Origin of the sequence: Bacillus sp. cl96 (assembly GCF_900100505.1) — a bacterium.
Taxonomy (GTDB): domain Bacteria; phylum Bacillota; class Bacilli; order Bacillales; family Bacillaceae_G; genus Bacillus_A; species Bacillus_A cereus.
In genome coordinates this window covers 160,252-182,247 of sequence record NZ_FNDM01000003.1, presented here as the reverse complement: position 1 = coordinate 182,247, position 21,996 = coordinate 160,252, and the positions used below count along the sequence as shown (strand labels likewise).

Here is a 21,996-nt window from a genome sequence, read left to right as displayed (position 1 = left end):
TTCCTTTTAATAACACATTTGTAGCACTTTTCAAATCTAAATTACACTACGTTTCTTTCCATACAGCATATAATTCTTCTTAATCTAAAGAAATCCTTTATGAAAAAGGATTTCTTTTACTTCTTAATGCTTTTTAGCCATTTTTCAAAAATTTGTACCATCCCATGTTTTCCAGCTAATTTCTCTTCCCCTTGTTTCGTCTTATATGGATATAACTGCAAGAAAACACCGCATCCAGACTCAATTTTTTTACTATGCATATGGCTTCCTGGATATACACAAATGACTTCATAAATTGACCTTCGATAATAGACTCGCTTTCCATCCTGTTCTTCTACATACTTTATAGACCAGTACTTATACATTTGCTCAGTTGCTTTCGTATTTCCGACGTGCTGAAAAATATTGTACATTGGACTATACTTCACTTCAATAATAATAGAAGATTTATATACGTATTTCCCATCTTCTTTTACATAACAGTCTAAGCGAATATCTGGCTTCTTCGTATCCTCACCATTGTAAAAATTACTACCTTTACTTAATGCAATAAGAGGATGTGTTTCAATTAAGTCATTAAATGCGACATGCACCTTTATATCATCTCGTTCTAAAACTACTGTCGTTCCATCTTGTAATCCATCTACATAAAAATGTTCTTGTATTTGTTCACGGATGGAGTTTCTAGCCTCAAAACCAATTTGCTCTAAAAGTGAAATAACGATAAAAAAAGCGTAATATTCATACACTAAAAACGTTGGCTTATAAACAAATAATAATGATGGAGATTGATCCGTATATTGCGGGAGTACTTCTAAATGATGTAGTAATTGTTGATGTGGTATCGGTAAATCATGTAAGTTCATGTTACTTGTTTCAGTAACTTCCCTCCAAAATGAAGAGTGCATTAACATTTGAAAGTATTGTACATTTTCATGCACAATATGCGCCAATATTTTATATTCTTGTATTTTCATTGAGCTCTTTCGTAAATCGGCTTCTTTTAGTAAATGTATATTTTTATATTTTTGCTTCTCTCTATCGGTTACTGATCCATTACGCTCAATTGTTTGTATAATCGTTTTTACAGCTTGAAACTCTTCTGATTTTTTCTTTTTTTCTCTTTCTAATATTTCAATTGTTTGACGTAAAAAACTTTTAGCTTCAATTAAATAATGATAAAATTGCATCGCTTTATATTTAAGAAATGCATTTTCCTTACTATTTTTTTGTTCCATAAACTTACGATTATAATGTTTGGCATAAGGTTTTCGTTCTGCCACTATAGTTCCTTTTCTTGTTGGCTTTCGCTCTTTTCCTTCCCATTTATATTCATTTATAAATTTTGAGCTTGATTCTATTTTCTTAAAGATTTGCTTTATCATTTTCATTTTTTGCGGTAACTTTCTAAGTAACACTAAATAAGAAGAATCCTCAATATCGCTAAGTGCAGAGAAGGTTTTTTTATAGTAACCTCTATCCAAAATCAACTCATTTAAAATTGACTTCACATAGTCTTGAATCATTTCAAATTGATCATCAAAAAAGTTTTTCGGTACGATTTGAAATGCGCCATAATACGTTGTATCTTCTATACGCACTTCAAAATGGTATAGACCACAGCGCCATGGATAAAAGAATTCTGTTTTCCCGTGTTCATATATTAATACTCTTTGTTTTTTTTCATTTATTTCATATTGAGCCTCTTTTATATTTTTCTGTCCCTCATATACTTTATTCCATATAAAAGTAATATTCATTGGGATTTCATAATTGTACTGCAATCTTATTGGTTTTAATTCTTGTACTTTATAAATACATTGAACTAATGCTGTAGTAGATGTACAAAGACGATTTAATAAAATATAATCTCCTTTCCCCTCATTTCCAATGATTAACTTTAATACAAAAGGGAGCGTTTCATTCGTATCAACGATTTTTGTTTCATAACGCCCTTCATTTTGCATATCCATACAACTCCAGTTCTCTACGTTTTTCTCGTATATATGCTAAAGAGTGTTCAAATGTAGATACTCTGTTTGCAAGTGTAGATTGCAAAAGAGGTACTAAGGTCGCCCCCCTTTTTGCTTCTTCAGAAAGTAAAGGCCCAACCATCATTTCGGTCCCTCTGATTTTCGTCAATACACGCTGCTTTATTTGTAAATCAAACCCCTCTTCTCTACTAATCATATAGGTATGGTTATTTTGAAACGGTATGTTTTGCAAATAAGTCGCAATTGCATTTGCACATCGGAAAGAAATTCCCTTAGACGCGTCATGTGATGACAATACGACATGCAACTTATCTAATAGCTCTAATTCTTCTTCAGAAAACACTTCAATCATCGCTTTATTTCTCATCCAATTTATCCGAAATTCTCCAGCCGTTACTTTCAAAGGTGGATGTAATACGACTTTCCCCTGTTCCATGCCCATCTCACAAAACGGAATTTTCTGTAACGTTATTAGGTTCGTTCGGTCTAATAATCGATCAGAGAGCTCTTTCGTTGTTTCATCAAAATTTACAGTACCTACAAATATAATATTTTCTCCAATTTCAATTGTTGATGGAATTGAATTCTCTATGTCCTGTACACCCTCATACAAGTTTAAAATACGATTTTTTGTTTCAAGTTCAAGAACAGATAGAAACGGAGTAAACCAATGCTCAATATGAGACATGTTCATTTCATCAAAAACGATTATATACAGTTGATTTGGATTTTCTTTCGCCTTCATTAACGTCCTAACTAACTTCGCTTCAGATTCAATAAAAGTACCATTTGGATGAAGGTAACCAAGTAAATCATGTGGTTCTTGATACGATGGCGAAATTGGAATCCAAACCAACTCTTCCCCATACTGTAACCCTAATGCTTCTGCATAAGTTTGCACAAAACGTGATTTCCCAACGCCCGGTATACCACCAAGAATCGTTAACATATTTGTTTTTACACTTATATGGAAATTATAAATATCCGTTTCATCCAAATATAACCCTTTATTATGCACCATACTTTGTACATACTGTAAAAAGGACGATTCACGCTCATCCCATTCCCATTCATCTTTTTGTATTTTTATATCCTCTACTTCAACTAGCTTACCTTCTTCATGCATTCGTTTTTTTAATTGCTCATATACATAATCACTTACAAAATATAATTGATCTTCTACCGCTATTTCTACATACTTCGTCCAGTCACTGCAGTTTATATATTTACATTCACGTTTCTGTTCAAAATAGGCGATTGAGCTAATTGATGACTTTAGGGATATGTTTCCGTACAGTCTTCCATCGTGCCACAATAATTCGGGAGGCTCAAAGTCTTTCGGAAATTTTGGCATAAGAAATGATAAATAACCGTTGCTAAGTTTTCGCTCTAAAGATTCTCTTTTTTTATGATTTGTAACTTTAGGTGCCGGAATCATTTTATAGCTGCTTGCTATTTCTTTCGGTTCTTCTGTACATATTAACTCCACGTATACATTTCCTCTTTCATAATAAAGACGAAACATTACTAATTGCTTTTCTAATTTCCTCTTCTTTAATTCCGAAAAGATTTTTTCATTCTTTTTATTGCTACATAACCCTTCAAATACATATGGTTCATTTGTAAATTGTTCCTGTAAAGTGAATGGTATTGGCGATAAGCAGTGTACAAAGAAATTCTCTCCACTCTTCTCTTTCTCAGCTTTTGTAAATTTCCCTAAAAATCTCATATAGTACATTCGTTTTATAAAACTTGGCTGAAGAGCTTTATGTAATTTCACCTTAGTCACCTTCTTTTTTCATACTATTCTTAGTGTATGAAAGAAACAAAAAACTAGAAATAAAAAACCTGACGTTATCCGCCAGGTTCAAAATAAAAACTTATATTAATGAGAAGGAAATGCTTTTTTCTCTTGTAAAATTGCATTATGAGCAATTTTCATTTTCGCAAGTACGTAACGTAATCGATCTTCAGTGTTTTCATCTTTACTTATTTGTAATTCCGCCAAATTTTCAACAGAACTTGCTAAATTTTCAATGACTCCTCTTAGTTCAGGATGATGATTAAAAAAAGATTCTTGCACTAATACTTTCCTTAACTCACTAGCTAAATCAATTATTCTAGACAACTGTTCTTTTTCTTCCATTCTCATCCCTCCTGAATATCTTATGTAGTAAATATTCTCTAAACAAAGAAAAAAGCCCTTTAAATGAAAAGGACTTTTTACATTTTTATATTTCCAGTTAATAACATATATATTGATGTGATAGCCGCAACAATAATTGCCCACATCACATACTTCTCTGCACCTACAAAGCAACGGTTCCCTTGTTCTTTTCTTGCAAACGTGTAAACAATAATTCCAATTCCATACACAATTGAAACGAGTAGTAAATTCTTTAAACCAGCTGCATAAAGAAGCCATACAGAGTAAATAGAAGCAATTAAAGCTAACGCTCCATTTTTTAATTTAGCGTCTTTTAGTTCGTTTGTAATGACTAATTTAAATTGGAATAACGCTGATAATAAATATGGTAATAAAATTGATGTTGATGCAATGAAATACATAATTTGATATGTTGATTCCGAAAACAAAACGATGATAAATATAATTTGGGCAACACCATTTGAAATCCATAATGCCATGTGCGGTGTTTGCTTCTTATTTGTTTTCGTAAAGACTTTCGGAAATACGCCATCTTTTCCTGCTACATGAGAAATTTCAGAAACAAGTAAAAACCAGCCAATTAATGTACCGACAAGTGAAGCAACTAATCCGATGTTAATCGCAACTGCACCCCATGGACCAACAACGTGCTCTAATACATGTCCCATGGACGGAGTTTCTAACACAGAAAGTTCGCCTCTTGTCATAGCTCCCATTGACAGGACAGAAATTAAAATATAAATGGACATTACTAAAATAAGTCCCAATACTGTTGCCTTACCAACATCTCGACTATTCTTCGCTCTTCCGGATAATACAACCGCTCCTTCAACTCCAATGAAAACCCAAAGTGTTACAAGCATTGTATTTTTCACTTGACCAAGTATAGCGGAAAGTGAGATCGTTCCTTCTCCCCAAAAATCATGTGTAAATGTGTCCCAGCGAAAGGCTGTTACCATTACAACAATAAATAAAACGATTGGAACTAACTTCCCTATTGTTGCGATCACATTCATAATAGAAGCTTCACGGATTCCAAATAAAATTAAAAAATGAAGTGTCCATAATAAAAGTGATGCCCCAACGATAGACGCAACATTATTTCCTCCTTTGAAAATTGGAAAGAAATAACCTAATGTACTAAACAGTAACATAATTGTTGCGACATTACCTAAGATTCCTGCTAGCCAATATCCCCAAGCACTATTAAATCCAATATATTCACCGAAACCAGCACGTGCATAACTATAAATTCCACCTTCAAGTTCCGGTTTTTGTCTTGCTAACGTTTGATATACGAGCGCAAGTGGAATCATTCCCATCGCTGTAATACACCAGCCAATTATTATTGCACCACTGTTTGCTCCTACTGCTAAATCATGCGGTAAACTAAAAACACCGCCACCAACCATTGTTCCAACTACTAATGCGATTAATGGAAAAAATCCTAACTTCTTTTCTATTTGTACCACCCCATCTGTCATTCTAGGTGTTATGTTCGTTCAACTATTAAAGTCACCTTTTTCTCTAATAGACGTTTCTCTTATATTTTTTCAGGAAAACATTACTTATTCTAAAAGAAAATGAGCAAAAATGGAATACTTTTTTGAAAAAATGTATAAGTATGCACAAAAAAACCGCTCATTTTGTAATGAACGGTCATTTCAAACATATAAATTTGTATATTTCTTGTAAATTTAACGAAGTAACTTCTCTTTTTGTAAAAATTGTTTTGCGACTTCTTCACTACTTTTACCATTTACGTTAACTTCATAATTCATTTTTCGCATTTCTTCATCTGTAATCTTTCCAGATAATTTATTTAATACCTTTTCAAGTTCGGGATATTTCTGTAACGTTTCTTTTCTTAATAATGGTGCTCCTTGATAAGGTGGGAATAACCCTTTATCATCTTTCAGCACTTTCAGTCCGTATTGCTCCAATTCACTATCTGTTGAATATGCATCAATTACGTTAACATCTCCAGATTCAATTGCGCTATAACGCAGCTTCGGCTCCATCGTTTTAACATTCGAGAACTTATAGTTATATAATTTTTGCATTCCTTTATAACCATCTTCACGATCAGCAAATTCCAATGTAAATCCTACTTTGGCTTCCTGTGCAACATTCCCTAAATCAGAAATTGTATTTATATTCTTTTGATCTGCTATTTTTTTCGGCATAGCTAGTGCATATGTATTGTTATACTCCATTGGCTTCAACATAATCATATTATATTTCTTTTCCATTCCAATGCGAGCCTGCTCATATACTTCATCACGATTTGTACTCTTTGGTTCTTCTTTCACGAAAGTAGATAAAGCTGTTCCTGAAAATTCTGGATATATATCTACTTCCCCTGATTTCAACGCTTCAAATACAAATGCTGTTTTTCCAAGACCTGGTTTTAATTGTACGTGTAAATCTGTATCTTGTTCAATAAGCTGCTTATACATTTGAATTAAAATTTCAGGTTCTGATCCAAGTTTGCCCGCAATAACAATATCTTTCTTTTCTGTACTCCAAAGAAATGGAGAAGCAATCATTATACAAACAATACATATCGTCAATATAACACGCTTAGAAGAGCGTTTCGGTCGTTCAAGTATGCGAAGTACTATATCAAAGAATAAAGCGAGTAACGCGGCTGGTACGGCCCCTAAAATGATAAGTGCATGATCATTTCGATCTATACCTAATAGTATAAGCTTACCGAGCCCACCAGCACCAATGAGAGCTGCTAATGTAGCCGTTCCAACAATTAATACCATCGCTGTACGAATACCGGCCATAATGATAGGCAATGCAAGAGGAAGTTCTACCTTCCACAATCTTCTCCAACTATTCATCCCCATAGCTTTCGCGGCTTCTATTAGAGATTCATCTAATTCCCTTATTCCTGTATATGTATTTCGTAAAATAGGTAATAGTGCATACACAACTAATGCGATAATCGCTGGAAGTTTTCCGATTCCTACTAATGGAATTAATAGTCCGAGTAATGCAAGTGATGGCACTGTCTGCATTACTGCAGAAGTTCCTATTATAAATTCAGCCATTCGTTCTTTTCTTGTTAATAAGATGCCAAGTGGCACCGCTATAATTACTGCAAAAAATAATGAAATAAGCGATATTTGTAAATGCTCACTTAATGCAGTTAGTAATTCTATTTTTCGTTCTTGGAACGTTTGTATAAAATTAGTCACTGTTTAGCCTCTTTCCTTCATTTGTTCAACAATGTAATTGACAATATGACGACTTGTTAACGCTCCAATATATTGACCGTTTTTTTCAACTGGAACGACCTCCTCATCACGCACACGAACTAACGCTTCTTGTAAAGAAGAATGTAATGATAGCGCCTGCCCTTCTAATTGCACACTTTGATCAAGCGGCAATACATCTGCTATACTTTTCCCCTCATACCAAGTTCGTCCGCGATTTCCAATAAACTCCTCTACAAATTCATTTTTCGGATTATGTATAATTCCTTCTGGTGTATCTAGTTGAACAACTTTTCCTTCTTTCATAATACAAATGCGATCTCCAAGTGATAATGCTTCTTGCATATCATGTGTTACAAATACGATTGTTTTTTGAATCTTTTTTTGCAACTGTACAATATCCTTCTGAAGCTGTTCCCTACTTAATGGATCTAACGCACTAAATGGTTCATCCATAAGAACGATTTTCGGGTTTGCAGCTAATGCTCGCACGACACCGACACGTTGTTTTTGTCCTCCTGACAATTCATCAGGCATACGATTTCGATAAATATCCGGATCTAATCCAACCATATGTAACAATTCATCGACGCGTGCTTTAATTTCTTTTTTGCTCCATTGCCTCATTTCAGGAACAATTGCAATATTTTCAGCAATTGTCATATGAGGAAACAAAGCAATCTGTTGCAACACGTATCCTATATCCCAACGTAATTCGTTTATATTATATTGTTGAATATCTTTTCCATCGATTAAAATCGATCCTTCAGTCGTTTCGATTAAACGATTAATCATCTTCATTGTCGTTGTTTTCCCGCATCCACTCGGACCGATGAGAACAAAAAATTCTCCCTTTTTAATTTCTAAATGCAATGAATCCACTGCTTTCGTGCCATCTTCATACGATTTTGACACATGATTAAATTGAATCACAAATACAACTCCTTTAATGTTGTTTCCTTTATTTTGATGGAATATGGCATTCATTTCAAATGATACGCTTTTAAATTAAAAAAGAGCTCACATTTGAGCTCTAACGGTCGAACAATATTGTTTTCATAATAGCAGCATATTCGCGAACATACATTTTTCTCTTAGAACGAATTGGTGTTTCAGCAGCTAGTGCCTCCATCTTCATGCCTAAACGCTTTGCAATTATTTTCGTTCGATATAAATGATACGTATTACTTACAACTACTGCATGTTTCACATTATATAAATCCATACTAAACTTTAAGTTTTCATACGTATTTGTAGATTGATCTTCTATTAAAATACGACTCTCATCTATACCGTGTACCATTAAATAGTTTCTCATGCTGTGAGCTTCCGGTATATCTTCATCTTCTCCTTGACCACCTGAAACAATTACTTTCGCTTCAGGATGGGAAAATAAATACTCCACCGCTACATCCAAACGATTTTGAAGAGATAAAGACGGTCTATCTCCAAATAACTTTGCACCCAGTATAAGAACGTACGGAGAGTGATAGCTCAACTTTTCACGAGCAACTTTGTTCATTCTAAACGTCATATAAATGATGTATAGTGGCGGTAATAATAAAATGATAAGAAAGATCCATTTGTTCATAAATAAGTTTGCACTCCCTTTCTTTTTATTATACAGAAAAAGAAAGGGCGGCAGAAGTGTTTTTTAAACGATTGATTTATTAGAAACATTCGCCGCTACTTTACGTTGTGATAGTACATAATAAATAGCTATTCCTAATGAGAAGATCAATATGCAGCTTAATACGTAAAACGGAAGCATTACTCCGGCTTTAGATACACCCGCTGTAAACAGCATTAATAATACAATTCGTATTCCAGTACCAATTAGGCGAAATAAGCTGTCTACACGTCCCATTACTTCGTTTGGAATTTCCTCCATCATCAATACATTTCTCGCCACTCTTGTACCCGCATTTCCAACTGCATGAAAAATTGCAAGTCCATATAAGAAAATTACGGAAGGTTCAATAATCATTGCGGTAATTGAAATTACATAAATGAACATCGTCATAACGATTGAAACTTCTGTTTTTACATATTTCATTATGAGTGGAATACAGATTCCTGCAACAACCGCTCCGACACCGTACATCGTGCCCTCTATTGCGTATACAGAGGCATTGGCTTTAAGTATATCCGAAATATAAACTGGTATTAAATAATTTGCCATCATAACACCTATAAACGGCATATAAGTGGCCAGTAAGAACCAAAAGAGCTTAGGACGTTTTTTCATAAAGTGAATTCCTTCAAACAATTGCTTCTTAAATGTTATTTTTCTTTTCACTTCTTTTTTCTTTACGTACGGTATACATAAGAAAAGAAAAAATGCTCCAGCAAAAGTTAACATGTCTACTAACAAAATCCACTTCAAAGATACAATTTCAATTAAGAAGCTCGCAGCCGCTCCAGAAATAACTTGTGTTAACTGTCCTTGTATTTCCATCGTTCCACTTAAACTTTTATAATGTTCTGCTTGAAATATCTCTTGGTTGAACGCAAATATTGTAGGATAAAACAATAAATAGTAGAATGATCCGGCTATATAAATAAGAATATAGTGAATAGAATGATAAGGTTGCCCAGCAAATCCCCATATAACCATTATTCCGATTACGGCTATTCCGATTCCTTCGTTACATAGCAATAAAGATTTTCTTGAAAAACGATCAATACTTTGCCCAATGAATGGTGTTAATAAAAACATAATGAGGGTTGCAATGATAGAAACATAACCAAATGTTGTCTCTCCTCCACTCTCTTTAATTAACAGCCAAGGAATCGTTATCATAACAATTCCGGAACCAATAGCAGATAGACTATTGGCTCCTAGAATGTAATACAAGCGAGAATCATGATAAAGTGAGGACATATCATTCCACTCCTAGTTGTTTTTTCACCTCTTTATATACGCTCATATATGCTTTTAATTCTTTAACTACATCATGAATTAATGGTTTTGCATCTTCTCCAAGTTCACCATCTTGCACATGTAATCCATCAAGCACAACTTGTTTTGGAATTGCATTTGCATAAACACCTCTAGCGACCGTTCGCATGCTGTTTAATGCATTTATTCCACCTTTACCGCCACCAGCAACCGCTAACAATGCAACTGGTTTATGAATAAATTCACTACTACTTAAGTAATCTAAAGAGTTTTTCAGCGCACCGCTCATCGCATTATGATATTCTGGTGTACATAATACAACCCCATCCGCAGCTTTCACTAACGTTTTTAATTTTTTTACTGCCTCTAAATCACGTTGTGACTCTTCTCCATTGTATAAAGGTAACTCCTCAATTGCTAAATCATATAATTCCCCTTCAAATTGATCCGCAATATATTTTGCCACCACACGAGTTCGACCAAATTTTCTTGGTGTACCGTTAATAACGACTAGTTTCATGATTATTTCTCCCCTTTGTTTTCAAGTTCTACTTATATATTATCAGAAATTTCTATACAAAACACAATATAAAGAGTTAACTTGTTTCATAAAATAGTATGATAAACAAAAAAGAACTCATACTTTCGTATGAGTTTTGTACAATTACTTTGTTTCATCTCTCATGCTCAATGTACCTAAACTTTCATTTGCTTCAAAATGATTATATGCTTTTTCCGCTAATCTTTTCCGTTCTTCTGGTAATTCTATATATTTCATTACGTTTTCAATTATTTTTTCGTACGGAGTAAACACAATTCCTGGCCACTCTACCTCATCTTCTGGATTACTATTTTCGGAAATAATAAATTTCTTATTTGCGACTGCATAAGACACGCGAGGTGTTTCAAGAATTCCTGATAAATAAAAATGAATATTTAATATAATTTTAGCTCTAGCAATCAATTCATTTCTAACAATTCCCCACGCATTATTTTTAAAAACTATATTTAAATTCGGGGCAATCGCTTTTAGATGATCAAAAATAGCTTGTCGCCTCGGATTAAGAGCACCTATAAACAGAATATCAATATCTTCAATAATTTCATCTTCAAACGCATCTTTTTTTATTTCCAAAGTTGGAGCATAGTTCATTTCTACATGTTTTATTTCTTTTCCTACCCCTTTTTGTTTAAGCCATTCTATATTTTGTTTACTATAATCCCAAATCACTCTATCTTTTAATAATATTAAATAAAGGGGGTGCGCATATGGACTTCCTTCGTATAGCTGTTCTAAATTATAAACAATTGCATCTTTCGGAAGAAGGTTCGGGTTATATGCATATGTATGTGCTCCAAAAACAACTGTATTCTTTACATTTTCCAGTATTGTTTCTGATATAATTACTGTATTTCCCTCCTGCTCCAACCTCCACTTTAAAGCTCGCGCAATATCTATGAAACTACCGTATGTCTTTGGGCATATAAAAAGACAATAATCATATTCTTTATTCAAATAAACTTCCATTAATCTTAAATTATTTTTATATAGATCTACATCCGGATGTTTAAGTACCAACTCATTTGCATGTTTTCTTGCTACTTTATATAATCCAGCATAATAAGCAGCGATGCATCTTCTTAATTCGATTCTTTCCCGGTCCTCATCTAATACATCCATGTTTAAAAGAAGATTTGCGATACAATACGCTTTTAAATGATCACGATCATAATAATAGTCTAGTAGTGGCATCAATTCTTCATACGTATTTCCATGCACCGATTCTCCTAGTTCAATCGCCCATCGTATTAATTCCATGATTACTCCACTACTCCTTTAATCGAAAATGTATTTAATAAAATTTCGCATTATTCTCTACTATATTTGCTATATGAAATGGAATCTTTTCTTTTATCGATTCCAAATACTTTTGCGACACCGCCCCTAAATGTTTTTTATGAGGTATATAGAAAGCACTAATAGAAATTTCATAGTCAAATAAGTAATCATACACATGATAATCTACAAATAGTAGATCATCCTTTGGAAAAGGAATTTCCTTCCCTTGCAGAGCATACATCAAAGCAATATTGTTTTGAGATCGTAATCGATACAACCTTGCAAGTTGGTATAATGGTTCAGCCCGGGTTGGTCTATATTCCCAAGCTTTTTGAAAATAAAAAACAGCTAACGCTAAATATTGCTCTTCTTGCCCTTTAACAGTTTCTTTTTCATCAGCATCTGTCACTTCATTTTGTTTATTTGCTGAACGATTTGCTAACTGCTCATAACAAAATCCTATTCGCAATAACGAATAGAATACCTCTTCAACCCATCCTCCTGCTTCCACACGTTTTTTATACCATTTAATTGAATTCTCAAATTGACTTAAATGAAAATAAGTCTGAGCTAAATAAAATAAATATCTTATATGCAAATCTGGCGTTGTTTCTGGGTCGTTTATTCCCTGTAACAACAACCTCTCATCTCTTTCAAATTTATCAGCTTTGCTCCCGCCATCTCCGGGATCATTCACGACAAGAGTCTCTAACCGAGCTACCCTCGTATTGTAATTCGCTCCAACTTTTGAACGATCTATATCCCAATACTCATGAGTAACACCGACAGATTTCCATGGTAAAGAAGCTTTTAAAAGACGTGTAAGCCAATATTTAATATGAACATCATATTGTAATGTAAGATAATGATCTTCCGTTAAGCTCGTTTTATCGAAATTCGGATCAACCTCTAAAATCATATCCGCATCTAATATTAATAAATAATCTGCTTCTGGGTATGTTTTTTGCGCTAACGAAACAGCTAAGCTTCTGTTATAACCAAAGTTTTTAAACGGCTCATGATGAACCGTCCCAGGTATCTCATTTTCCTTACACCAATTTTCAATAATTTCAGGCGTATTATCCGTCGATCCAGTATCACAAATAGAAACAAAGTCTACAATTGATTTTGTTGCATTTAAACATCTTTCCATAATTCTAGACTCATTTTTAACGATCATACAAAGACATAACTTTTTTTCTTCCTTTACAGACTTCACTTGCTCATTTCCCATTTAACCACCTCATATTTTATTAACACGCTCTTCTCATATGTAACAACATTTCTTAGCTATACTGATGACATAAGCACCCTTTTACTATTTATGAAAACTTCATTTTATTTATTCTTACTTTTATGTTGGGACATATTTCATGCTTCGCTTTATATTTGATACAATCAATACAAAAAACATAATACGGGAATCCGTACATTTCAAAGTCTAAGAGGAGGTTATATTTTGTTGGATTACATTTGGCTAGATGACAAATCACCAATTTTAGAACAACTACCAAGAAACTTTAAATCTGCAGCTATATTGCTACATCCTTTTATCCAAATGCCTTTAGAATGGGAAAAGTCTGTGAGAAAAAGACCATATGAGCACATCTATCCTAGCGCTGAAGAAATCATTTATAATGGGAAATCCGTTTCTTGGAAGGAAATGATGTCTTGTAGTGGATTACATTCATACGCAGACCTAGCAATGGCCATGTTGACTTCCATTAGTGCCCTTTCAGAAGAATATAAAAGAGAGGATTTAGCTGAAAAGCTACATTCAAACTTAAAAAAAGATCTTTATTATCCAACAGAAGATTATACGTCTATATTTTTATTACACAAATTACTTAAACTCCTCGGTTCTAAAGGTGCAAAAAATCTATATTTCTCTGAACCAATTCTTGATACAAACGGATTATTACGGGTAAATAATACTACTCCATTAGATATTTGGGACATTAGCAATAATGAGTTAATTATTACTGGCGAAGATAATGAGTATGCGTTTATGAGTATATACGATTCCTTTACAACCTTATTATTAGCTAAAGAAGAAAATATAGAATATATTGTTCATTCAATGAACGTCGAAGCTATCATTTGTGACAAAAAAACGATGATTGATTGGTATTTTTAAATTAGTAATTTCTTAAACTATAAAAAAGAAACTTGCGCTTATACACAAGTTTCTTTTTAAAAACATCCTTATTTTTTCACAACTTCATGTCCACCGAACTGATTACGTAATGCTGAAACTACTTTTCCATGGAATGTATCATCTTCCTGAGAACGATAGCGCATAAATAATGACATAGCGATAACTGGTGCTGCAGCTTGAAGTTCAAGTGCAGTTTCAACAGTCCATTTTCCTTCTCCTGAAGAGTTCATTACACCTTTAATGCCATCTAGTTTCGGATCTTCTGCAAATGCTTTTTCAGTTAAGTCCATTAACCAACCACGGATAACTGATCCGTTAGCCCATACTTTTGCAACATCTTCATAATTGAAATCAAAGTCACTCTTATCTAGTACTTCAAATCCTTCAGCGATTGCTTGCATCATGCCGTACTCAATACCGTTATGAACCATTTTCAAGAAATGACCACTACCAACACGGCCAGCATAAGAATAGCCATTTTCTACTGCTAAATCTTTAAATAAAGGTTCTAATTGGTCGTAAATTTCTTTTTCTCCACCAACCATTAAGCAAGCACCGTATCTAGCTCCTTCTACACCGCCTGATGTACCGATATCTACATAATGTAATCCGAAGCTTTTTGCTTCTTCAGCACGGCGTAACGTATCTTTATAGAATGAATTTCCGCCTTCAATAACGATATCACCTTCATCTAATAATGGATATACATCTTTTAGTACTGACTCTACAACTTCTCCTGCAGGCACCATTACCCAAATTGTACGAGGAGCTTCTAGTTCAGCAATCATTTCTTTTAATGTATGACGTGCAGTAATTCCTAGTTTTCCTGCCTTTTCAACAAGCTCTTTATTTACATCGTATACAACTACTTCATGCTTGTCTTCATATAAGTGTTCAGCTAATGGAAATCCCATTTTTCCTAATCCAATTAAACCTAGTTTCATATTAATCAATCTCCTATTCTATACAAATATATTTAATATCGAAATTAGCCCAAGTGCTACTACAGATAATATAGTCTCCATTGCAGTCCATGTTAATAATGTTTCTTTCACAGTCATTCCGAAATACTCTTTAATCATCCAAAATCCTGAATCATTCACGTGTGATAAAATTAATGACCCTGCACCAGTTGCAAGTGCTAATAATTCAACATTTACACCTGGTGTGCTTGCTGCAATCGGCGCAACAATACCAGCTGCTGTCATCATAGAAACAGTTGCCGATCCAGTTGCAATTCGGATTAGTGCCGCAATTCCCCACCCTAATAATATCGGTGAAATATGTGATTCTTTCGCCATATCTGCAATTGTCGTTCCAATTCCAGAATCTAATAATACTTTATTAAATGCGCCGCCTGCACCAATCACTAACAATATGTTTGCAATAGGTCCAAGGCAATCATTTGTAAATTGTAACACTTTATCTTTTGAGAAACCTTTTGCATATCCAAGACTAAAGAAAGAGTAAATGGTTGCAATTAATAAAGCCACAATCGGATCTCCAATAAAGTGTAATACTTGTGCTAGTTGACTCGTTTTATTTAATGCAACTTCTGCTATTGATGCACCAAGCATAAGAAATACTGGAAGTAAAATTGTAAACAATGTATTCCAAAAGCTAGGAAGCTCTTTTTTATTATCTTTTTCAACAAATTGCTCCGCTATATCTAATGGTACTTCCTTATGTATACGAGCACCAATCCATTTCCCGTAAAGTGGACCTGAAATAATTGCAGTTGGAAGTCCGACAATTAACGCATATAAAATTGTCTTCCCCACATCTGCTTTAAAAATACCAACTGCCGCCATTGCCGCTGGATGCGGTGGAACAAGTCCGTGTACGACTGACAGTCCTGCTACTAGCGGAATACCAATTGTAATAAGTGATACCCCAGTTTCTAACGCAATTGTAAATACTAACGGAATTAATAGTACAAATCCAACTTGGAAAAATACCGGAATCCCTACTAAAAATGCAACGAACATCATCGCCCAGTGAACTCGTTTCTTCCCAAAACGATTAATTAATGTGTTAGCGATACGTTCAGCACCACCAGATTCGGCCATCATTTTTCCAAGCATCGTTCCTAGTGCTAAAACTATTGCTAAAAACCCTAATGTATTACCAAGCCCTAGTTTAATAGAATCAATAATCCCTGGATCTTTTGGTGAAGTTCCAATTAAAGGCATTCCCATTGCTAATCCTACACCAATTGCTGTTAAAATTAATGCGACAAATGGATGCCATTTTACTACCGTAATAAGTAAAAGTAGTATGACAACTGCCGCTAGTACGATCCCAACTACCATTTCTCCCAATCCCCCTATTGTTTACGTTGGAAAGCAGCTATACAATCAAATTCTTCTTTCAAGCGATTGTAAAGTCGTTCATACATATAAAACATTTCTAAATATATAGCCGTATTTTCTTTATTCGGTACATGGTGATGGACAATATCAATCCAATCCTTTACCTCTTCAAGAGAATCAATTTTTCCTACAGCATATAAAGCAACTGCCGCTGCCCCAAGCGCAGATGCTTCATGACTTTCAGGTACAAGCAATTCTTTTCCCATCATATCGGACAACATTTGTCTCCAAAATGCAGATTTTGCAAACCCTCCTGAAACTCGTATTTCAGTAAGTGGCCCTGTACAATCCCTGATTGCGAGTGCTACTGAATATACACTCATACAAACACCTTCCATCACTGCACGTATAAAATGTTCTCGCTTATGTTGAAGATTGATTCCAAAGAATGTACCACGAGCATTTGCATTCCAGTAAGGTGCGCGTTCTCCAGATAAGAAAGGTAAGAACAATAGCCCATCCGCTCCAGCTGGTACGCTTTCTGCATATTTAATTAATAAATCATAAGGATCAATGCCGAGCTTTCTTGCTACTTCTTGCTCTGGACTACCAAATTCATCACGTAACCATCTCAGTAATATTCCGCCGTTATTCGTTGGACCACCGATTACCCAGTGCTCATCTGTTAATGCGTAACAAAACGTTCTCCCTTTCTCATCTGTATTTATATTTGATGAGATTGTTCGAACCGCACCACTCGTTCCAATCGTAATTGCAGCCGCACCCGGTGATATCGCACCAACTCCTACATTTGCAAGAACCCCATCACTTGCTCCGATGACAATTGGTGTTTCTGCACTTATCCCCATTTTCTGTGCTAACTCTGGCTTCATACCTGATAAAATATATGTAGTTGGTACAGGGGTTGATAATTTTTCTGATGACATATGTAACATAGTTAAAACATCTTCATCCCAGTTTAATGTTTCTAAATTAAATAACCCTGTAGCAGAAGCAATCGAATAATCAACTACGTAGCGTGAAAATAATTGGTAAATCACATACTCTTTAATGGAAATGAATTTATAGGCACTTGTATATAACTCTGGTTCCTCTTCTTTCATCCATAACAATTTAGAAAGTGGTGACATCGGATGAATCGGTGTACCTGTACGTCTATAAATTTCATGCCCATTCATTTGTTGTAATAATTTTTCTGATTGCTTCGTACTTCGATTATCTGCCCAAATGATAGAACGCGTTAATGGCGCACCATTTTCATCTACTGCAATTAATGCGTGCATAGCTGTACTAATACCGATTGAAGAAATATCTTCTGGTAATACATTACCTTTTTCAATGGCAACGCTTACACTTTTGTATACAGCGGCACATATTACATCAGGATCTTGCTCAGCCCATCCTACATTCGGTTGAATAATTGGGTAATCGATTGCATGTGATGCAATGACTTTTCCTTTTTCTGTGAACACAACCGTTTTTGTACTTGTGGTACCGATATCAATCCCGATTACTCTCCCCCTTGTTTCCATGCGAATCTTCCCTTCATTACTAGCAAAATACGATTTAGTAAACCGTTTACATGAATTAGTATATAAAATATTTTTTCATTTATCAAGTTATAAAAAGAAAATTTTTTTCATACCAAAAATAAATCCCCTCATTCCATTTCACTTATATACTAAATTTAGCTTTTCCATGCGGTAAAATTACGTTATATTCGTTACGCAATACACTCTTTCCTCTCATTAACAACACATACATAATCCTCCATACGTTCTACTTATTTGCTTGAAGAAAAAGTTGAAAAGCAATATTCATTTTTAGCGGTCACGTAACATCACCATCAAGCCAAGAAAAGTAACTAACCGCAGAATGAGAATTCTGTGCATTTTACTCATATTTATTGTTTTAGGTTCACTAGTCTTTTATCTTGATAAACATAGAGCGTGGCCCCCTACTATCACTTTTTTATCTTGTAAATATATCTTGCATACTATAAAACCGAAAAGTATTTTTATTTTTCAGAAAAATAAAAACAATAACACGAAATTTATTGTATAATGTTGTAAAAAGATGTCGGAGGGATTTAATGTTAAATAAAATATCTCAATTCACAATTAAGCTTTCATCAATTCTTTTATCACTCTTACTATTATTAAATTTACCTTATTTATTTATCACTCAACAAGGATTTACCTTTCAACCAATTTATTTTTTTAATCAGACCGTTACTATGTTAAAACAAGTTTTTTCCCCTGAATCATTAGTGATTATAGGATCAGACCCGAAGTTTGGCCATTTCAAAAAAACACCATTATTTCCAACTGTTTTAGAACCTTACCTATATTCATTTACTATATTATTTTTAGCCTTTTTTCTTGCTCTCTTTTTATCATCTAGCATGGCATTTTTTTATTTTTTAGCAAAAGATTATATAAAAAAATGGATAAACCGAATTGTGTTCATATTAGAAGCTGTCCCTGATATGATGATGATGATCTGTTTGCAAATATTTTTCATATGGGTACTTCAGAAATTTGGGGAATCTCCTGTCACTATTATTTCCTTTAATGAAAATCGAGCTTATTTACTCCCTATTTTATCATTAGCTGTCTTACCTACATTACAAATGTTTCGGATGATGGTGTTATACATAAAAGAAGAGCAAGGAAAACATTACGTAGAGGTTGCATATGGAAAAGGCCTTTCATCAAGTTATATACTATGCATTCATTTATTCAAAAATATATCTATCCACTTCTTCCACCATTTAAAAACGATTTTTGTTTTCTTACTTTCTAATTTATTCATTTTAGAATTTGTTTTTAATATGGAAGGCATTATTCAATTTTTATTTAATAAGGCGTTTGTTTCACCTCCAGCTGCATTTATCATACTTGTTATGATTATTTTACCATTTTATGCTATTTTCCAAATAGTCTCATTCATGATGAATAGATGGAAAAAGCAATTGAAAGGAGTATCATTATGAAATCTATTTGGAAATCAAAACGCTTTTTAATCGGCTTTACTTATCTATTCATACTTATTTCAGCTAGTTTTATTTATAGTTGGTTCTTTAAAGATAACATCCCAAAACCTCCTCAGTTACTTTACAATGACAATAACGAATTACTTGGAAAGGCCCCCTTTCCGCCATCGTTAATTCCACCTTTTGGATCTGATCGTTTTGGAGAGTCTGTTTTCTTACAAATTGTAGAAGGAGCAAAATTCACTATTTTATTAGCCATGGCAATTAGCTTCTTTCGAATTTTATGCGGAACATGTATAGGAATCCTCTTAAGTTTATTTGCTCCAAAACTCAAGAGATTTTTCCAGTCATGCTCAGAAGTTTTTTATTACATTCCAACTCTATTTATCGCATTCATACTCATCACGCCCGTTAATATTATAATCACATCAAATGCTGATGGGGTAGATCCAAATATTTCATTTACGTTTTATCAAGTACTCGTACTTATTTTCGTCGCTCTGCCTACACTTTCTTTATACATATCCTCAGAGGTTGATGAATTTATGAAACAAGATTACATCTTAAGTTCACAATTACTGGGGGCTAGTCGTTTTCATATTATAAAAAAACACTTACGAGTCTTATTACTTGACCGCTTATTTGTATTATTTATGGAACATATCGTCCAAACACTCATACTCGTTATCCATTTAGCGTTGCTTAACATTGTAATTGGCGGCATACAAATGCGTGAACTCTATGACGGAGTGCTCAAACCTGTTTCTCTATCTAATGATTGGGCAGGTCTTATTGGATTAAATCGTAATGAAATGAATCTTTCATGGTGGATTATTTTTTATACTCTCGCTTCATTCTTTATTACGATTCTATTTATTAAGCTTATGACCATCGGGATTCAAGATGCACTGAAAGCAAGAGATTCGCAAATTGTAGCAATTCAAAACGTTCCAGATCATAAAAAATTTGTTAAACATAAAGATTCCTTTTCGTTTGCAAATAAAGTAAACCTTTAATCATTTCTCATTAATGAAGTATTAATTGGCATCGATATTAGTAGAAAATAAAGAAGATGATCCCTATTAAATACAGGGATCATCTTCTTATGCTGTCTAACTTTTTTACATGTCCTTTGCTAGACTCATGTTTTTTATATTTAAAGTGAATTATTTGCAATCACAATTATGTTTTTTAAAATCAATTACCATACGCCCTTGAATTCTACCTTGTTCCATTTCTTCGAATACATTTTGTACTTTATCTAGCGAACAAGTTTGAACAACCGGCACTACTTTTCCTTCTGCCCCAAACATAAACGCCTCTTCCAAATCTTTACGAGTACCAACTAGAGAACCAACTACTTCAATTCCATCCAGTACAAGTCGTGGGATGTTTAAGTCCATTGTTTCTACTGGTAGCCCTACTGCAACTACTTTACCGCAAGCACGTACTGCATCAACTGCTGAGTTAAAGGCTACTTTAGAGACTGCTGTTACTACCGCAGCATAAGCGCCACCAAACTTCTCTTGCACAATTTTATCAGCAGGACCTTGAGAAATTGGATTGATAGTCATATCAGCACCAACTTCTTTCGCTAAGGCTAATTTATCGTCATTAATGTCTACTGCGATTACCTTTGCACCAAATACATTTTTAGCATATTGGATAGCTAAGTTACCTAATCCACCGCAGCCATAGATTACAATAGGTTGACTAGGTTTAATATCTGATACTTTAATAGCTTTATATGTAGTTACACCAGCACAAGTAATTGATGATGCTTGAGCAGGATCTAATCCTTCTGGTACTTTTACCGCATAATCAGCTGTAACGATACATTGTTCAGCCATACCACCATCCACTGAATAACCAGCGTTTTTAACTTCACGGCAAAATGTTTCTCTACCAGTTACGCAATATTCACAACGTCCACAAGATTGGAACATCCATGCAATACTTACACGGTCACCTATCTTTAGTGAAGTAACATCATCAGCTATTTTCGTAACAATACCTACACCCTCATGACCAAGAATACGGCCATCAGTGTTACCAAAATCATGATTCGCAACGTGTAAATCAGTGTGGCAAACTCCACAATACTCTACATCTACTAACGCTTCACCTGAGTTTAACGGACGTAATTCTTTTTCAATCACTTCGATGTTTGCTTTGCTGTTTTTATTAACCACTACTGCTTTCATATGTGATCTCCCCTTTAGTGTTTTAGCATTTTAATGAGTTTATCTCACAACTACTTTCTTCACTACTTTGGCTAGTTATTGTACCAAATTTAAGTGTTCAATCATCATTACATCTTCATCATAACATGACACTTCATAAACAATTTGTGAAATTATGAACAATATTTGAATTATTA

18 protein-coding genes are annotated in these 21,996 nt (G+C 34.1%); 3 read left to right on the top strand and 15 right to left on the bottom strand.

Annotated elements, in window-relative coordinates:
- Positions 1-116 precede the first annotated feature (116 nt).
- The 11 genes from BLT20_RS08540 to BLT20_RS08490 all read right to left on the bottom strand — a co-directional run bounded on the left by BLT20_RS08540 (position 117) and on the right by BLT20_RS08490 (position 13,364).
- Positions 117-1,967, bottom strand: a complete 1,851-nt coding sequence (locus tag BLT20_RS08540; RefSeq protein ID WP_001178729.1) for a hypothetical protein — start codon at positions 1,965-1,967, stop codon at positions 117-119.
- Positions 1,957-3,774, bottom strand: coding sequence for an AAA family ATPase (locus tag BLT20_RS08535; RefSeq protein WP_000766187.1), 1,818 nt, complete (start codon positions 3,772-3,774; stop codon positions 1,957-1,959). The genes BLT20_RS08540 and BLT20_RS08535 overlap by 11 nt, the downstream gene beginning before the upstream one ends.
- 105 nt (positions 3,775-3,879) lie before the next feature.
- Positions 3,880-4,140, bottom strand: a complete 261-nt coding sequence (locus tag BLT20_RS08530; RefSeq protein WP_000391446.1) for a hypothetical protein — start codon at positions 4,138-4,140, stop codon at positions 3,880-3,882.
- 77 nt (positions 4,141-4,217) lie between these two features.
- Complete coding sequence (locus BLT20_RS08525; RefSeq protein ID WP_000129444.1) at positions 4,218-5,645, bottom strand: basic amino acid/polyamine antiporter; 1,428 nt, start codon at positions 5,643-5,645, stop codon at positions 4,218-4,220.
- A 213-nt stretch (positions 5,646-5,858) separates the two neighbouring features.
- On the bottom strand, positions 5,859-7,370 hold the full coding sequence (locus BLT20_RS08520) for an ABC transporter permease/substrate-binding protein (RefSeq protein ID WP_000181014.1): 1,512 nt from the start codon (positions 7,368-7,370) through the stop codon (positions 5,859-5,861).
- Positions 7,371-7,373: 3 nt separating this feature from the next.
- Complete coding sequence (locus BLT20_RS08515) at positions 7,374-8,321, bottom strand: ABC transporter ATP-binding protein (RefSeq protein ID WP_000614067.1); 948 nt, start codon at positions 8,319-8,321, stop codon at positions 7,374-7,376.
- Positions 8,322-8,421: 100 nt separating this feature from the next.
- A complete protein-coding gene (locus tag BLT20_RS08510; RefSeq protein ID WP_001045715.1) occupies positions 8,422-8,979 on the bottom strand; it encodes a YdcF family protein in 558 nt (185 codons plus the stop codon).
- Positions 8,980-9,042: 63 nt separating this feature from the next.
- The gene (locus tag BLT20_RS08505; protein ID WP_000097165.1) at positions 9,043-10,272 is read right to left on the bottom strand and encodes an MFS transporter; all 1,230 of its coding nucleotides are present in this window, start codon (positions 10,270-10,272) and stop codon (positions 9,043-9,045) included.
- Between the two features lies 1 nt (position 10,273).
- Positions 10,274-10,810 (bottom strand): NADPH-dependent FMN reductase, encoded by a 537-nt coding sequence (locus BLT20_RS08500; RefSeq protein ID WP_000780355.1) that lies wholly within the window; start codon positions 10,808-10,810, stop codon positions 10,274-10,276.
- Between the two features lie 144 nt (positions 10,811-10,954).
- Positions 10,955-12,109 carry a CgeB family protein gene (locus BLT20_RS08495; RefSeq protein WP_000420428.1) on the bottom strand — a complete coding sequence of 385 codons (1,155 nt, stop codon included), beginning with the start codon at positions 12,107-12,109 and terminating at the stop codon, positions 10,955-10,957.
- Positions 12,110-12,143: 34 nt separating this feature from the next.
- Positions 12,144-13,364, bottom strand: coding sequence for a glycosyltransferase (locus BLT20_RS08490; protein WP_000526219.1), 1,221 nt, complete (start codon positions 13,362-13,364; stop codon positions 12,144-12,146).
- A 225-nt stretch (positions 13,365-13,589) separates the two neighbouring features.
- On the opposite strand from BLT20_RS08490, the gene BLT20_RS08485 reads away from it, so the two are divergent.
- Complete coding sequence (locus tag BLT20_RS08485) at positions 13,590-14,267, top strand: DUF2711 domain-containing protein (RefSeq protein WP_000888152.1); 678 nt, start codon at positions 13,590-13,592, stop codon at positions 14,265-14,267.
- 68 nt (positions 14,268-14,335) lie between these two features.
- Here the strand turns inward: BLT20_RS08485 and gnd are convergent, their stop codons facing one another.
- The 3 genes from gnd to gntK are packed head-to-tail and all read right to left on the bottom strand — an operon-like array spanning position 14,336 to position 18,153.
- Complete coding sequence (gene gnd / locus BLT20_RS08480) at positions 14,336-15,232, bottom strand: phosphogluconate dehydrogenase (NAD(+)-dependent, decarboxylating) (RefSeq protein ID WP_000765995.1); 897 nt, start codon at positions 15,230-15,232, stop codon at positions 14,336-14,338.
- A gap of 18 nt (positions 15,233-15,250) precedes the next feature.
- The gene (locus BLT20_RS08475) at positions 15,251-16,600 is read right to left on the bottom strand and encodes a GntP family permease (protein WP_000260208.1); all 1,350 of its coding nucleotides are present in this window, start codon (positions 16,598-16,600) and stop codon (positions 15,251-15,253) included.
- 14 nt (positions 16,601-16,614) lie between these two features.
- Positions 16,615-18,153 carry a gluconokinase gene (gene gntK, locus BLT20_RS08470; RefSeq protein WP_000450003.1) on the bottom strand — a complete coding sequence of 513 codons (1,539 nt, stop codon included), beginning with the start codon at positions 18,151-18,153 and terminating at the stop codon, positions 16,615-16,617.
- Positions 18,154-18,713: 560 nt separating this feature from the next.
- Between gntK and BLT20_RS08465 the strand changes: the two genes are divergently transcribed.
- Together BLT20_RS08465 and BLT20_RS08460 are read left to right on the top strand one after the other, a co-directional pair.
- Positions 18,714-19,616: an ABC transporter permease subunit gene (locus BLT20_RS08465; protein WP_000932683.1), complete on the top strand. Its 903-nt coding sequence runs from the start codon at positions 18,714-18,716 to the stop codon at positions 19,614-19,616.
- The gene (locus BLT20_RS08460) at positions 19,613-20,632 is read left to right on the top strand and encodes an ABC transporter permease (protein WP_000836565.1); all 1,020 of its coding nucleotides are present in this window, start codon (positions 19,613-19,615) and stop codon (positions 20,630-20,632) included. The genes BLT20_RS08465 and BLT20_RS08460 overlap by 4 nt, the downstream gene beginning before the upstream one ends.
- Before the next feature lie 150 nt (positions 20,633-20,782).
- Here BLT20_RS08460 and adhP read toward each other — a convergent pair whose 3' ends face one another.
- Entirely contained in the window at positions 20,783-21,820 is a 1,038-nt protein-coding gene (gene adhP, locus BLT20_RS08455; protein ID WP_000649127.1) for an alcohol dehydrogenase AdhP, read from the bottom strand.
- Positions 21,821-21,996: the final 176 nt, after the last annotated feature.

What these genes read in the sequence shown, in the direction of transcription:
- BLT20_RS08505 (WP_000097165.1), bottom strand. Translation starts at nt 10,272, where the DNA reads ATGTCCTCACTTTATCATGATTCTCGCTTGTATTACATTCTAGGAGCC.
- BLT20_RS08500 (WP_000780355.1), bottom strand. Translation starts at nt 10,810, where the DNA reads ATGAAACTAGTCGTTATTAACGGTACACCAAGAAAATTTGGTCGAACT.
- BLT20_RS08475 (WP_000260208.1), bottom strand. Translation starts at nt 16,600, where the DNA reads ATGGTAGTTGGGATCGTACTAGCGGCAGTTGTCATACTACTTTTACTT.
- BLT20_RS08510 (WP_001045715.1), bottom strand. Translation starts at nt 8,979, where the DNA reads ATGAACAAATGGATCTTTCTTATCATTTTATTATTACCGCCACTATAC.
- BLT20_RS08525 (WP_000129444.1), bottom strand. Translation starts at nt 5,645, where the DNA reads ATGACAGATGGGGTGGTACAAATAGAAAAGAAGTTAGGATTTTTTCCA.
- BLT20_RS08460 (WP_000836565.1), top strand. Translation starts at nt 19,613, where the DNA reads ATGAAATCTATTTGGAAATCAAAACGCTTTTTAATCGGCTTTACTTAT.
- BLT20_RS08490 (WP_000526219.1), bottom strand. Translation starts at nt 13,364, where the DNA reads ATGGGAAATGAGCAAGTGAAGTCTGTAAAGGAAGAAAAAAAGTTATGT.
- adhP (WP_000649127.1), bottom strand. Translation starts at nt 21,820, where the DNA reads ATGAAAGCAGTAGTGGTTAATAAAAACAGCAAAGCAAACATCGAAGTG.
- gnd (WP_000765995.1), bottom strand. Translation starts at nt 15,232, where the DNA reads ATGAAACTAGGTTTAATTGGATTAGGAAAAATGGGATTTCCATTAGCT.
- BLT20_RS08530 (WP_000391446.1), bottom strand. Translation starts at nt 4,140, where the DNA reads ATGGAAGAAAAAGAACAGTTGTCTAGAATAATTGATTTAGCTAGTGAG.
- gntK (WP_000450003.1), bottom strand. Translation starts at nt 18,153, where the DNA reads ATGGAAACAAGGGGGAGAGTAATCGGGATTGATATCGGTACCACAAGT.
- BLT20_RS08495 (WP_000420428.1), bottom strand. Translation starts at nt 12,109, where the DNA reads ATGGAATTAATACGATGGGCGATTGAACTAGGAGAATCGGTGCATGGA.
- BLT20_RS08465 (WP_000932683.1), top strand. Translation starts at nt 18,714, where the DNA reads ATGTTAAATAAAATATCTCAATTCACAATTAAGCTTTCATCAATTCTT.
- BLT20_RS08540 (WP_001178729.1), bottom strand. Translation starts at nt 1,967, where the DNA reads ATGCAAAATGAAGGGCGTTATGAAACAAAAATCGTTGATACGAATGAA.